The following is a 14,550-nucleotide window of genomic DNA, read 5'->3' as shown; positions in this document are numbered from 1 at the left end:
TGGAGCGAAACGCAGTTTAGAATCGTCCTTAGAAACGCTCGAGAAATCTGAGGCGCATTGACGCAGTTTCGCTGCGTTCGCGTTGCGAGCTCGCAACACCGTCGGCGATAAGCCCGACACTGGACGTGTTCTAATCACCGATCGGCTGCGTACGTCTTTCATCGTGTTAGTGACGGCGAAGATGAAGGCGATGTGAGTTGACGGGGGTCGGATGTTTCGTCGCACCGCGCTGGCGGCCGGGTACATGGCCGGCAGCGGTTTGTTCGTGCTGAGTGTGGTGATGCCGCGTGAAAGCGTTGCGCAATCGGCGCTGCCGCCGGTGACGGTCGAGGCGCCTAAACAACAGCAGCAGGCGCGGCGAACGAAGCCGGCGCGACGCGCGGCTCGTCCTGCGCGCACGACGCCGCGATCGATCGCGAACCGGGCGCCCGCGCAGGCGCAGAACGTTCCATCACCGGGTGCGGGCGGCGGCGAGCGCGGCAACGGGCCGGTCACCGGCTATCTTGCCAGCCAGAGCGTCACCGCAACCAAGACCGACAGTCCGGTGCTGACGACGCCGCAGTCGATCTCGATCGTCACCCAGGATCAGATCCAGGCACAGGGTGCGCAGAACATCACCGAAGCGCTGCGCTACACGCCCGGCGTGACGATCGAGAGTTTCGGCGCCAATGCGTTCTTCGACGAGTTCAAGCTGCGCGGCTTCACCGCGCCGCGTTATCTCGACGGGCTGCGGCTGCCGACCGACACCACGACCTTCGCGGTCCCGCGCATCGAGACCTATGGTCTCGAGCGCATCGAGGTCCTGAAGGGACCGTCATCTGGTCTGTATGGACAATCCGATCCGGGCGGCCTGTTGAACCTGGTCAGCAAACGGCCCATCGGTCGGCCGCATTACGAGATCGAGGGGGCGTTCGGTTCGTTTGATCGCTTCCAGGGCGCCTTCGATATCGGCGGTCCCGCCGACAAGGACGGCCGGTTCCTTTACCGCATCGTCGGCCTTGGCCGCGACAGCAACAGCCAGACCGACTTCGTTCAGGACAACAAGCTGTTCATCGCGCCGAGCTTCACCTGGCGCCCGACCTACGACACCAGCTTCACCGTGCTCTCGCAGTACCAGAAGGTCGACAACAAGGGTTACCAGCAATACGTCCCGGGACAGGTGTCCTTCCTGCCCAACCCCAACGGACATATCCCCTACAGTCGTTACCTCGGCGAGCCCGGGCTGGATGGCTATCATCTCGAGCAGTTCGCGGTCGGCTACGCGTTCGAGCATCGCTTCGACAACATCTTCCAGTTCCGGCAAAACCTCCGCTACGCCCAGGTCAGCAACGACCTCGCTTCGGTGCGAACCGAAGGCATGATGACGGATCGTCTGGTCGCGCGCAGCTACAACTACGTCAAGGCCAATGCCGCCAATGTCGCGCTCGACAACCAGCTGCAGGTGGATTTCGCGACCGGGCCGCTGGTCCACAAGGTGCTGGCCGGCGTCGACTACTTCGATCTGTGGGCGAACACGGACTATCGCACGACGCCGATCGCGCCGATCGATGCCTATAGTCCGGTCTACGGCACCGCCGTTCCACCAGCCAGTTCGCTGGCGCCGTTCATTCTGCGCGACGACAGGCAGTCGCAGCTCGGCGCCTATCTGCAGGATCAGATCAAGCTCGATCGCTGGACGTTGACCATGAGCGGCCGCCAGGACTGGGTCAGCTCCGGCTTCACCAGCATGGCGTTCTATCCGCCCGCCGGCCATTATTCGCGCGACGACTCGGCGCAAACCGGGCGGATCGGCCTGAGTTACCTGTTCGATATCGGCCTGGCGCCCTATGCCAGCTACGCGACCTCGTTCACGCCGAACCTCGGCGCCGACAGCGCCGGGCGGTCGTTCAGGCCGACGACGGGCGAGGGCGCGGAAGTCGGCGTCAAGTTCAAGCCGAACGGCTCGAACTTCATGGTGACGGCGGCGGCGTTCGATATCCGTCAGCAGGACGTGCTGACCGCCGATCCCATCAATCCGCTCTTCAACGTGCAGACCGATGCCGTGCGCGTCCGCGGCCTCGAGCTCGAACTGAAGGGCAATCTGACGCGCGAGTTCGAGATCACGGCGGGATACACCCATCTCGATCCGCGGGTGACGACGAGCATCGCCGGCTATGCCGGCAAGTACATGATGAACACGGCGCAGGATCAGGGCGCGGTCTGGGGCAAGTATACCTGGTATGACGGCGCGCTCGCGGGCCTTGGGCTCGGCCTCGGCGTGCGCTATGTCGGCGAGACCTACGGCGACAACTTCAATACCTTTGTCATTCCCTCCTATGCCTTGCTCGATGCGTCGGTCAGCTACGACTTCGCCTATTTGCGGCCGGACCTGAAGGGATGGAAGGCACAGGTCAACGTGACCAACCTGACCGACCACTTCTACGTTGCATCCTGCCTGACCGGGCTTCCCTATTGCGGCCTCGGCAATGGCCGCACGGTGCTCGGCACGATGAAGTACACCTGGAACTAAAGCATGATCCCGAAAAGTGCAAAGCGGTTTTCGGAAAAGATCATGCTTCAACAAAAGCATGATCCCGAAAGTGCGAAGCGGTTTCGGAAGATCATGCTTCAACATGAGGCTAAAGCTCGATGACGATCCAACCGGATCGCATCGCGCTTTAGGTAACGAATTTGACTGCGACGACCAGATCCTTGCGGCGATGGGGCGCTGTCCATAAATGGACCAGCCTCATCTGCACGTTGTTCATGCTGCTGCTCTGCATCACCGGCCTGCCGCTGATCTTCCACGAGCAGATCGATGATCTCCTGCACAGCCAGGTCAAACCGGCCGACGTGCCGCCAGGCACGCCGCCGGCCAATCTGGACCGTCTGCTCGGCAACGCGCTGGCGCAGGCGCCCGGAAAGGTGCCTCACTTCCTGATCTGGGATCGCGACGATCCGAGCGCGATGTTCGTCAGCGTCGGCCCGACCATCGATGCCGATCCGACCAACAATCTGCTGATCCGGATGGACACCCATACCGGCGCCTATCTCGATGCGCCCGATGTGACCGGCCGCTTCACCTACATCATGTTGAAGCTGCACACCGACATGTTCGCGGGGCTGCCCGGCAAGCTGTTCCTCGGATTGATGGGAATCTTGTTCTGCGTCGCGATCATTTCCGGCATCGTGGTCTACGCGCCGTCGATGCGGAAACTGCGTTTCGGCGCCTATCGCGCGCAGCGGACCCGCGTCGTGCGCTGGCTCGACGTCCACAATCTCGCGGGCATCCTGCTCGTCGCCTGGACGCTGGTCGTTGGCTTCACCGGGGTCATCAACACCTGGGCCGATCTCGTGCTCAAGATGTGGCAGTTCGGCCAGCTCGCCGAAATGACCGCGCAGTACAAGGACCGCCCGGTGCCGTCGAAGCTGACCTCGCTGAATGCAGCGGTCGACGTGGCCACCCATGCGGTGCCCGGCATGACGCCGAGCTTCGTCGCCTTCCCGGGAACCCTGTTCAGCAGCAAGAGCCACTACGCCGTGTTCCTGCATGGCGATACGCCGCTGACCTCGCGGCTGCTGAAGCCCGCGCTGATCGACGCGGAAACCGGCAAGCTGACCGACACAAGGGACATGCCCTGGTACGTGACGACCCTGTTCGTCTCGCAGCCGCTGCATTTCGGCGACTATGGCGGCATGCCGCTCAAGATCGTCTGGGCGCTGCTCGACATTCTGACCATCTTCATCCTGGTGACCGGCGTGTATCTGTGGATGCGCCGCCGCAAGGCCGGCGTGAGCCAGGAACGCGCGATCGCCAACGCCGCCTCCATCGACAACCCCGCATTATCGTCGTGACGTCAGCATGGTCTCGCATCGTTCATTGACCCAGATCTTCGCCGCCCCGCTCGTCATCGCGATCGTGAGCACGGTAGGATTGATCAGCGCGCTGGTCGGCGACGGCTGGTGGGATGCGGTCTCCTGGGCCGGGCTCGGCCTGCCTGTGCTGCTCTATCTGGTGTTCATCTGGCGGCGCCAGCCGAATTGATCGGGCCTGTTGATCACGCTCGCGAACGCCGCGTTCTCGTGCTCGACGCCGATGCATCGCCGCTCGAAACGCTCAGTTGGTGACTTGCACGAGAAGTTTCGAAAAGTCTCCGCGAGACAGGTCGGCCTTGCTGATTGTTATGACCAGATTGTCCACATCGCCGAACTGCCATCCGATGAGGTTGCTCGAAGGGATCTCGACCAGCGTCACGTCTTCGGCCTGGTCATATCTGTGGATGTATTTCTGCGGCACATGTCCCATGCTGAGCATGTCGCGCGCGGCCTGATCACTCCAAACTTCCTCGCAATCGGCAACGAGTGCGGCGGGCAGCGCCGTCGGATCACGCAGGTAAGCCGGCTTTGCGGCCTCCAGCAAACGGGTCTCGAAATCGTAAACCCATTTCGGCGCCGCCGAAGGATCGTGGGTCGTCAGTGGCAGAGCCAACGTCTGCACACCTTCCGCCAAGCGTTCGGCACCGGAAAGCTTTTTTCCATCGCGATACTGGGGCGGCACGCTGGAGTGCATCCACATCATGGCTTTCATCTCGGCCATAACTGAGCCGATAGCATCGGATGAAAAAGCTTCGCTCGCAGCCACGGCATCGATCCGGGCTTTCAGGGCGCGCAGCCGGTCCACGACGGTCGCGTGGTTCTTCGCATTGAATTCCGCGACAGCAACCATGGCACAGCGTTCGTCATAATTGATGCGCATGTTGGCAACTTCGTCGGCAGCAGTACCCGCTTGTTCGGCATCGATGATCGCTTGCCTTGCCTTGGCGAGCGCCGCGGGCTTCAGGAAGTCCGGTAATCCGTTGCTGGAGGCCCTGCCTTCATAGGCGGACAACGCCCCGTCCATCATCATCTGCGCCGTAGGCCAGTCGAACGGCCAGCGCTGCTCGGTGACGATGTCGTGGCGTGTGCCGTAACGTTGCGATCCGATCTGGCTCCGGCCTTCCCGGTAGGGGTCATCGCGTCCGTGCTCAACTGGCACGATATCGATCGGCCAGCGGGGAAAGCTCCACGTGTAATTCGAGGCTTCCGCACGCTTGCGGCCATCATATCCCGCGATGCTGCAGTCCTTGAGTATCGGCGGCGAGGATCTGAATTCGCTGGCATCGGAGAAGTGAAGCACCTTGGCCTCGATGCTCTGCGGGTCCAGGAAGATGGCCAGCCAGCCGTGCCGAGGACCAAGGCCTTCCCAGAGACCGGCAGGCAATCGAGAGCAGTCGAGCTGCACCAGCAGCTGAAAGGTGGAATCGCCGACGGTTGGCCATTCCAATCCGGCCGGGAGACGTGCGCCGCCGCCGATCCAGCCCACAGCCTCGCGATCCCTGACCGGCACCTGCGGGACGAGACGCACCAGGAGCGGCTCGGTGCCTCGCGCCTCGTCCATTTCCTGTTCGTGCAGAACTTGCGAAACCATGCCATCGAGCAGCTTCTCGGCAAGCTCCCGATCGGCGGCAGTGATCTTACGCCGAGGCGCATCGGCAGGCTCCTGAGCCTTGCCTAACAGCGCCCTCACCTTCGAGAAGATCTTTCCGTAGGCCATTGCAATCGCCCTCTACACGGACGCGCCGTCGAATGCTGTGCTGTCAGACTCTCACCCTTGCATATTCGTGGAAGAAGCTTAAACAATCGCACCGGCGTTGGTTGAATAAGAGGGCGCGACCATTAGCACAGTTTAACCATGCGCGGCGTGTGACGTCGGCATCTGGTTCATCGTGATCTTTGCTGCGACTGCAAGGCGCTCGGTATCAGAGCGTAGCGGATATCGATGATGATTGATGGACACGCACGCTAGATCAGCGCTTCCGTGCGCAGCGTCGCGTCGATCTCGCCGAGAATGCGCGCCAGCCGCTCGGCCCATGCGGTCTCGCCGGCCTGGTCGGAGATCAGGTCCTGGCGGATCTCGATGCCCGAATTCATCAGGCCGCGCGTCTCGCCATGCACGGGGATCGTGTAGTCGGTCTCGTCGCTGACCGCATAGGGCTCGTTGTCGCCGACCACGAGATCGCCCTCGGCACGCAGACGCTTCAGCAGCAGCGGCGGCAGCATCGTGTCGCGGTGGTAGAGCGTGCCGATGTGCCAGGGGCGTGCGATGCCGGCGTAGACCGGCGTGAAGCTATGCAGCGACACCAGCACCGTCGGCAGGCCCTGACGCGCACGCGCGTCGATGATCTCGTCGATGCGCTTGTGATAGGGATCGAAGATCTGCGCGCGGCGCATCTCGGCGGCCTCGCGCGACAGGCCTTCATTGCCCGGCACCGTGGTGGCCTCGCTGATCAGCGGGATCGAGCTTGCGACATGCGGCGGACGGTTGCAGTCGATCACGAGCCGCGAATAGCGCTGCGCAATCAAATGCGCGTCGAGCCGCTCCGAGAGCCGGGTTGCGACGCCGGCGATGCCGATGTCCCAGGCGATGTGCCGCACGAGCTCATCTTCGGGCAGGCCGAGGTCGCCGAGCGGAGAGGGAATCAGCCTGCCGTAGTGGTCGCAGGTGAACAGGAACGGTGAGCGGCCGCCGGCATTGTGTTCAAGAACCGGTGAAGCGTCGGTGCTCGCGAGCAGGAACGATGGACCGCCTCCGTAATTCAAGGGCTTTTTTCCTCAACTTTGCCTATTCAGGCGGCATGCTGGTCTGGAATCGGGCAGCTTTCTCTATAGATTATGCGGTCCGAAATCACGATGATTGTTTGAAGATGCCGCTCCTGACCATTCATCACAAGACCGTTTATCGTTACGCGCGCCCGGTGGCGTTCGGCGAACACCGCATCATGCTGCGCCCCCGTGACGGCCATGATCTGCGTGTGCTCGACAGCTCACTTGTGATCGATCCTCAGCCGATGTCGTTGCGCTGGATTCACGACGTGTTCGGCAACAGCATGGCGATCGCCGCCTTCGACGAGCGCGCCGACACGCTGTCCTTTGTCTCGACCGCGACGGTGGAGCACAATCCGGCCGATACGTTCGCGCTGACGCCGGACGATCCCGCCTATTTCTATCCGTTCCTCTACGACGATGAGGAATTCCCCGATCTGCAGCAGTTCATCACGCCGCAATATGGCGACCCGAACGGCGAGCTGTCGGCCTGGGCGCGGCGCTTTCTCGATGTCGAGGCGCCGACGCCGACGTTCAAGATCCTGAGCGGCATGACGCATGGCATCCGCGAGGCGTTCAGCTATCGCAAGCGCTATGAGCAGGGCACCCAGCATCCGCTCGATACGCTGCGCACGCAGTCCGGCACCTGCCGCGACTATGCGCTGTTCATGATCGAGGCGCTGCGCCGGCTCGGCATCGCCGCGCGCTTCGTCTCCGGCTATCTCGCCATGCCGCCCGGCAGCGCGCACGGCTATGTCGGCGGCGGCTCGACCCATGCCTGGGTGCAGGTCTATCTGCCGAGCGCGGGCTGGATCGAGTTCGATCCGACCAATGGCATCGTCGGCACGCGCGATCTGATCCGCGTCGCGGTGGCGCGCGATCCGCGCCAGGCGATCCCGCTGCACGGCGTCTATCTCGGCGCTGCGGACGCCTATCTCGCCATGGATGTCGACATCAAGGTGGTTTCGGTCGGCGAGAGCGCGGCGGAGCGGGAGACGGCCTGACGATGCAGATCAAGGTCGGCTTCGAGATCACCTACACGGCGCCGCAGCCGACCCCGATGGTGATCATGCTGTCGATCCATCCGTCGCGCTACGGCGACATCGTCGGCACCGAGCGCATTTCGGCCGAGCCTGATGTCCCGATCGGCCTCTATCGTGACGGCTTCGGCAACATCTGCGGGCGCCTGGTTGCGCCAGCCGGGGGCGTCACCTTCCACGGCAGCGCGCTGGTGCGGGATTCCGGATTGCCTGATGTGGTCAACCCGGCGGCGCAACAGATTCCGATCGAGCAATTGCCCGACGACATGCTGCTCTATCTGATGCCGAGCCGTTATTGCGAGACCGACAAGCTGACCGATGTCGCCTGGTCGCTGTTCGGCAACACCCAGCCGGGCTGGGCACGGGTGCAGGCGATCACCGATTTCGTGCATCACCATGTGACGTTCGGCTACCAGCACGCCCATCACATGAAGTCGGCACACGACGTCTATGAGAGCCGCGCCGGCGTCTGCCGCGACTTCGCGCATCTGGCGCTCACCTTTTGCCGCTGCATGGGCATTCCGGCGCGCTACTGCACCGGCTATCTCGGCGACATCGGCGTGCCGCCGGATCCCGCGCCGATGGATTTCTCCGGCTGGTTCGAGGTCTATCTGTCGGGCCAGTGGTACACATTCGATGCCCGCCACAACGTGCCGCGGATCGGCCGCATCCTGATGGCGACCGGCCGCGACGCCGCCGACGTCGCCCTCACCACGAGCTTCGGCCGCATGACGCTGACGAAGTTCGTCGTGGTGACGGATGAGGTGGCGGCCTAGCGTCCCCCGGGATTTTCTGTCATTCCGGGACGGTGCGTTAGCACCAGACCCGGAATCTCGAGATTCCCCGGTGCGCAAATTGCGCATCTGTGGTCTGGTCCTTCGGACCATCCCGGAATGACAACTGACCCCATGACCTCCGATCTTCTCTTCGTCTACGGCACGCTGATGCGCGGCTTCGACCATCCGATGGCGAAGCTGCTCGCGGGCAATGCCGAATTCCTCGGGCCGGCGCAGTGCCGCGGCCGGCTCTATTTGGTGAAACATTATCCGGGCCTGGTCGTGTCGGACGATCCGGCCGACATCGTGCATGGCGAACTGTTCCGCCTGCGTGAGCGCGAGGCCATGCTGCGCGAATTCGACATGTACGAAGCCTGCGGTGAAGGCTTTCCTCCGCCGACCGAATATGTCCGCGAGATGCTCGAGGTCACGCTCGCCGACGGTAGCACGCGCGAGGCGTGGACCTATCTCTACAACTGGCCGGTCACCGAGCTGCCGCGGATCGCGTCGGGAAAATTCCTGGAGCATTGACGGGTTGTGGGATCGCGCGGCATCAGAGCTGCGTCCCCTCCCCCGCTTGCGGGGGAGGGTTAGGGTGGGGGCTCTCTCCGCGAGTCGTATCGCGGAGAGAGCCCCCACCCGCCGCGCGCTGCGCGGCGACCTCCCCCGCAGGCGGGAGAGGTGAAGAGACGCTGCTGCCAGACCGATTCAACGGACCTTGTTGCGCGTTCGAGGCCACGGGTCCTCACGCTTCCCGCACCACGCGGACATCGACCTCGCGCTCGACAAAATTCCATTCCTCGGTCGCGCGCAGCATGCCGACCAATTCGTCGAACAGGGTGACGTGGTCGGGTGCGAACTCGAACCAGGTCAGGAAGTCGAAGGGCATGCCGAGGTCGCGCGAATGAAACAGCTGGCGGGCGATTGCGGGGAGGAATTTGAGGGTGCCGGCGATGTGGTGCGACTTGTCCTCGAAGATCTGGCGGCGCTCCTCCTGGGTGAGCTCCCACCACGCCGCGGATTTCCGGATCGGGATCAGCGCCGCGTGGGTCGCCTCGCTGCGGCCGAGCCCGGCCTGCACGGCTAAGAGCTTCTCCCGCTCCTCCTTCTCGGTGTAGCGCAGATGGCTGGTGACGCCGGCAAGTCGCCATGCGTTCTGCGACGGCAGCAGCGGCAGCGCGATCGACTCGCTCGCAACGATCGACAGCGCCGCGACCTTCGGCAGCGTCTCGCCCTTCACCCGCGTGATGGAGGTGACCTGCCAGCCGCCGCTCTGCCCGCCTCTGAATGTCGTGAACATGGCCTATCCAATCCCGGAAGCGGGGAGGGGGCAAGGTGGCTGAAACTTCTCTCCACCGAGGATTCCGGGGTAGCCCGGTGGCGGAGGGTGACGCGGCGTGGCCTGTGAATAGTCCGGAAAAATCCTACATTCTTCGTCCAACCGGCCAGCGCCCCGATATGGCTAACCGGTTGACCTGCGACTCACCGGATAGCACGCTAAAATCGTCCCCATGCGTTTCACGCCCGAATTCCTCGATGAGCTGCGCGCCCGGCTTCCGGTCTCGGAAGTCGTGGGCAGGCGCGTCAAGCTCAAGAAGGCCGGGCGGGAGTGGAAGGGGCTGTCGCCGTTCCAGCAGGAGAAGACGCCGTCCTTCTTCGTCAATGACCAGAAGCAGGCCTGGTTCGACTTCTCGTCCGGGCTGAACGGCAACATCTTCGACTTCCTGATGAAGACCGAGGGCGTGACCTTCCCCGAGGCGGTGGAACGCCTCGCCGCGATGGCAGGTGTTCCGCTGCCGGCCGTGACGCCCGATGCGGCGCGGCACGAGCAGCATCGCCGCACCCTGCACGACGTGATGGAACTGGCGACCAAGTTCTTCGCCGACACGCTGGCTTCGCGGGGCGGCGCCAAGGCGCGCGGCTATCTTGCCGACCGCGCCATCTCGCCGGCGACCCAGCTCCAGTTCCGGATGGGCTATGCGCCGCCGGATCGTTTCGCGCTGAAGGAGCACCTCGGCGGGCAGGGCATCTCCACCGACGACATGGTGGAGGCGGGGCTTCTGATCGGCGGCGAAGATATCCCGGTGCCGTATGATCGCTTCCGCGACCGCGTCATGTTTCCGATCACGGATGCCCGCGGCCGCGTCATCGCGTTCGGCGGCCGTGCGCTGGAGAAGGACGTTCCGGCAAAGTACCTGAACTCGCCGGAAACAACGCTGTTTCACAAGGGCGACAATCTCTACAATCTGTTCACCGCGCGGCAGGCCGCGCATGACGGCGCGCAGCTGATCGTCGTCGAGGGCTATGTCGACGTCATCGCCATGGTCACGTCGGGCTTTCCCGGCGCCGTCGCGCCGCTCGGCACTGCGCTGACCGAAAACCAGCTCGGCCTGCTCTGGAAGATGGTCGACGAGCCGATCCTTTGTTTTGACGGCGACCGCGCCGGACAGAAGGCGGCGTACCGCGCGGCCGACATCGCCTTGCCGCAGCTCAAGCCCGGCAAGAGCCTGCGGATTGCGCTGCTGCCGGAAGGGCAGGACCCCGACGATCTCGCCCGCTCCGGCGGCCGGGGCGCGATCGAGGACGTGATCTCGGCCGCGCGTCCGCTCGCCGACTTGATCTGGTCGCGCGAAATCGAGGGCGGCAATTTCGACACGCCCGAGCGCCGTGCCGCGCTGGAGGCGCGGATCGGCGAACTCACCAATGGCATCCGCGACGAGGTGGTGCGGCGCTATTACCGGCAGGATCTGCAGGAGCGGCTGCAGCGCAGTTTTGCGCCCGAGGGCGGCCGCGGCGGCTATGGCCGCGGCGGCTACGGACGGGGCAATTTCGGCGGCGGCCGCAGCGGCGAATCACCCCGCCAGTTTGCCCCCCGGGGACCTGCCCAAAACGGCCGACAAGGAGGCCTGCAAGGCGGCCGGTTCGGTGCCAAGGCCGGCGCTACCCCCGGGATTTCACGGGGTCCCTACCAGGCCGCCAGCCCCCAATTGGCCAACAGCCCGATCATGCGCGGCCAGCGCAGCGCGATTTCCCGCCGCGAGGCCCTGATCCTGCAATCCCTGATCAACCACCCCTGGCTGCTGCACGACCATCTCGAGGAGGTCGCGGCGCTGGAGCTCGCCCATCCCGAGGCCCACAAGCTCAGGGCCGCCATCATCGCCGCCTTCGCCCACGACCATCACCATTCCCCCGACGCCGAGGAGCAGGCCGAGAAGATGCGGGCCGACCTCGAAGCGGGCGGATTATCACAGATTCTTCAAAGGGTTGAGCGGGCGATCACAACCCAGGCGGTGTGGGGTGCGCAGATCGGCGCGGCGCGCGAGGATGTTTTATCAACCTGGCGTCAACTCGTTGCCTTGCATCAGAAAACCCACGCCTTACTTAGGGAAAGAAAAGATGCGGAAGCGGCTTTGGCTGAAGACTCCAGCGAGGCCAATCTGGCATGGTTGCAGGATATCCAGGCCCGGATGGCAGAAGCCGACGGGACCGAAGCCCTGATTGAAGGGTTCGGCGAATTATCGGGCCGGTTCCAGCGTAATGTCTGATAACAAAAATGCTGCGGATGGCGCTGGCCGCACCCGCAAAAAGACTCGCCAAATCCATGGTTTGGCTGCAAAAACAGGGTTAAGCGAAACTTAATAGCCTCGCGGCTATTGCAGATTGGAAACCGTCGAGACGGATCACAGGGGTGGCGAGATTTTGCGCCGCCCTTTGTGCGTCGAGAGAGTAAATCTAGATTTCGTGCGGATGCGCGTGCGTGGCGCCATTTTGCATGACCGCGTTTCGGGAGCTTAGTGAATGGCCACCAAGGCAAAGACGCTGCAGGTTAAGGACAAGGAAAAAGACGACAAGGCAGCGGATGCTCCTGAGAAGGATGCCGCTGACGCGCCGTCGCCGTTGCTCGACCTGTCGGATGCCGCGGTGAAGAAGATGATCAAGCAGGCCAAGAAGCGCGGCTTCGTGACCTTCGATCAGCTCAACGAAGTGCTGCCTTCCGACACGACCTCGCCCGAACAGATCGAAGACATCATGTCGATGCTGTCCGACATGGGCATCAACGTCACCGAGGCCGACGATAGCGAAGGCGAGGACGAGAAGGACGACGGCGACGACGAGACCGACAACGAACTCGTCGAGGTCACCCAGAAGGCCGTCACCGAGGTCAAGAAGTCGGAGCCCGGCGAGCGCACCGACGATCCCGTGCGCATGTATCTGCGCGAGATGGGCACCGTCGAGCTCTTGTCGCGCGAGGGCGAAATCGCCATCGCAAAACGCATCGAGGCCGGCCGCGAGGCGATGATCGCGGGCCTCTGCGAAAGCCCGCTGACCTTCCAGGCCATCATCATCTGGCGCGACGAGCTCAACGAAGGCAAGATCTTCCTCCGCGACATCATCGATCTCGAAGCCACCTATGCCGGCCCCGAGTCGAAGGGCGGCATCAATCCGAACCTGATCGGCAACAACGGCGCCGAGGGCGCCGCCGCTGAAGGCAATGGCGGCGATGCGCAGGGCAGCGCGCCGGCCCATGTCGCGCCGCCGGCCGCGCCGCCGTCGCCGACCCCGTTCCGCGCCGCTCCCGCCGGTGGAGAAGCCGCTACTGAGGAGAAGGATCCCGCCGAGGCCGCTGCCGAAGGCGACATGGACGACGACGAATTCGAGAACCAGATGTCGCTCGCCGCCATCGAGGCCGAACTGAAGCCGAAGGTGGTCGAGACCTTCGACAAGATCGCGTCCGAGTACAAGAAGCTGCGTCGCTTGCAGGAGCAGGACATCGCCAACCAGCTGCAGAGCGAGTCGCTGTCGCCGTCGCAGGAGCGCAAGTACAAGAAGCTGAAGGACGAGATCATCGTCGAGGTGAAGTCGCTGCGCCTCAACCAGGCCCGCATCGATTCGCTGGTCGAGCAGCTCTACGACATCAACAAGAAGCTGGTCTCGTTCGAGGGCCGCCTGCTGCGCCTCGGCGACAGCCACGGCGTCGCGCGCGAGGACTTCCTGCGCAACTACCAGGGCTCCGAGCTCGATCCGCGCTGGCTCAACCGTGTCTCGAAGCTCTCGGCCAAGGGCTGGAAGAACTTCGTCCATCACGAGAAGGACCGCATCAAGGACCTGCGCCACGAGATCCAGTCGCTGGCGGCGCTCACCGGGCTCGAGATCGGCGAATTCCGCAAGATCGTGCACGGCGTGCAGAAGGGCGAGCGCGAGGCCCGTCAGGCCAAGAAGGAGATGGTGGAAGCCAACCTCCGTCTCGTGATCTCGATCGCCAAGAAGTACACCAACCGCGGCCTGCAGTTCCTCGACCTGATCCAGGAAGGCAATATCGGCCTGATGAAGGCGGTCGATAAGTTCGAATATCGTCGCGGCTACAAGTTCTCGACCTACGCCACCTGGTGGATCCGGCAGGCGATCACCCGTTCGATTGCCGACCAGGCCCGCACCATCCGCATCCCCGTACACATGATCGAGACGATCAACAAGATCGTCCGCACCTCGCGCCAGATGCTGAACGAGATCGGCCGCGAGCCGACCCCGGAAGAGCTCGCCGAGAAGCTCGGCATGCCGCTCGAGAAGGTGCGCAAGGTCCTCAAGATCGCCAAGGAGCCGCTGTCGCTCGAAACGCCGGTGGGCGATGAAGAGGATTCGCATCTCGGCGATTTCATCGAGGACAAGAACGCGATCCTGCCGATCGACGCCGCGATCCAGTCCAACCTGCGCGAGACCACGACGCGCGTCCTGGCCTCGCTCACCCCGCGCGAGGAGCGCGTGCTGCGCATGCGCTTCGGCATCGGCATGAACACCGACCACACGCTGGAAGAAGTCGGCCAGCAGTTCTCGGTCACCCGCGAACGTATTCGCCAGATCGAAGCCAAGGCGCTGCGCAAGCTGAAGCACCCGTCAAGGAGCCGGAAGCTGCGGAGCTTCCTCGACAACTAGTTCTATCGGTACTCACCGAGACAAAAACGGCGGGCCCAGGCCCGCCGTTTTTATTTGTAGACAGATCGCGCAAATTCACACGCCAGCGCCCGCGGCCACCCCTCTCCCCAACCCTCCCCCGCAAGGGGGGAGGGAGCCTGTCGAGCGTGCTCGCATCACAATGCGTGATGCGTTTTGCATCT

At 63.6% G+C, this 14,550-nt stretch carries 11 protein-coding genes; 8 read left to right on the top strand and 3 right to left on the bottom strand.

Annotated elements, in window-relative coordinates; translation table 11 throughout:
- The first annotated feature begins 244 nt into the window (after positions 1-244).
- The 3 genes from E2I15_RS24090 (at position 245) to E2I15_RS24080 (ending at position 4,024) form a co-directional block, all read left to right on the top strand.
- The gene (locus E2I15_RS24090; RefSeq protein WP_137482251.1) at positions 245-2,509 is read left to right on the top strand and encodes a TonB-dependent siderophore receptor; all 2,265 of its coding nucleotides are present in this window, start codon (positions 245-247) and stop codon (positions 2,507-2,509) included.
- Positions 2,510-2,691: 182 nt separating this feature from the next.
- Positions 2,692-3,834 carry a PepSY-associated TM helix domain-containing protein gene (locus E2I15_RS24085; RefSeq protein WP_276487064.1) on the top strand — a complete coding sequence of 381 codons (1,143 nt, stop codon included), beginning with the start codon at positions 2,692-2,694 and terminating at the stop codon, positions 3,832-3,834.
- 7 nt (positions 3,835-3,841) lie between these two features.
- Positions 3,842-4,024, top strand: coding sequence for a hypothetical protein (locus tag E2I15_RS24080; RefSeq protein WP_016839685.1), 183 nt, complete (start codon positions 3,842-3,844; stop codon positions 4,022-4,024).
- 72 nt (positions 4,025-4,096) lie between these two features.
- Here E2I15_RS24080 and E2I15_RS24075 read toward each other — a convergent pair whose 3' ends face one another.
- The gene (locus E2I15_RS24075; protein WP_137482214.1) at positions 4,097-5,572 is read right to left on the bottom strand and encodes a DUF1963 domain-containing protein; all 1,476 of its coding nucleotides are present in this window, start codon (positions 5,570-5,572) and stop codon (positions 4,097-4,099) included.
- A gap of 248 nt (positions 5,573-5,820) precedes the next feature.
- Positions 5,821-6,618: an N-formylglutamate amidohydrolase gene (locus E2I15_RS24070; RefSeq protein ID WP_137482213.1), complete on the bottom strand. Its 798-nt coding sequence runs from the start codon at positions 6,616-6,618 to the stop codon at positions 5,821-5,823.
- A 104-nt stretch (positions 6,619-6,722) separates the two neighbouring features.
- Between E2I15_RS24070 and E2I15_RS24065 the strand changes: the two genes are divergently transcribed.
- From E2I15_RS24065 to E2I15_RS24055, 3 genes are all read left to right on the top strand, one after another.
- On the top strand, positions 6,723-7,625 hold the full coding sequence (locus E2I15_RS24065) for a transglutaminase family protein (RefSeq protein ID WP_137482250.1): 903 nt from the start codon (positions 6,723-6,725) through the stop codon (positions 7,623-7,625).
- 2 nt (positions 7,626-7,627) lie between these two features.
- Positions 7,628-8,437, top strand: a complete 810-nt coding sequence (locus E2I15_RS24060) for a transglutaminase-like domain-containing protein (protein ID WP_137482212.1) — start codon at positions 7,628-7,630, stop codon at positions 8,435-8,437.
- A 132-nt stretch (positions 8,438-8,569) separates the two neighbouring features.
- On the top strand, positions 8,570-8,968 hold the full coding sequence (locus tag E2I15_RS24055) for a gamma-glutamylcyclotransferase family protein (protein ID WP_137482249.1): 399 nt from the start codon (positions 8,570-8,572) through the stop codon (positions 8,966-8,968).
- Between the two features lie 214 nt (positions 8,969-9,182).
- Here E2I15_RS24055 and E2I15_RS24050 read toward each other — a convergent pair whose 3' ends face one another.
- On the bottom strand, positions 9,183-9,737 hold the full coding sequence (locus E2I15_RS24050) for a chlorite dismutase family protein (RefSeq protein ID WP_137482211.1): 555 nt from the start codon (positions 9,735-9,737) through the stop codon (positions 9,183-9,185).
- A 211-nt stretch (positions 9,738-9,948) separates the two neighbouring features.
- Between E2I15_RS24050 and dnaG the strand changes: the two genes are divergently transcribed.
- Together dnaG and rpoD are read left to right on the top strand one after the other, a co-directional pair.
- Positions 9,949-11,982, top strand: coding sequence for a DNA primase (gene dnaG, locus E2I15_RS24045; protein ID WP_137482210.1), 2,034 nt, complete (start codon positions 9,949-9,951; stop codon positions 11,980-11,982).
- 253 nt (positions 11,983-12,235) lie between these two features.
- Positions 12,236-14,368 (top strand): RNA polymerase sigma factor RpoD, encoded by a 2,133-nt coding sequence (rpoD, locus tag E2I15_RS24040; protein ID WP_018269832.1) that lies wholly within the window; start codon positions 12,236-12,238, stop codon positions 14,366-14,368.
- Positions 14,369-14,550 lie beyond the last annotated feature (182 nt).

Source organism: Bradyrhizobium sp. BR2003 (assembly GCF_009720285.1).
Lineage (GTDB): Bacteria > Pseudomonadota > Alphaproteobacteria > Rhizobiales > Xanthobacteraceae > Bradyrhizobium > Bradyrhizobium elkanii.
This window is presented reverse-complemented; position numbering and strand designations above follow the sequence as displayed.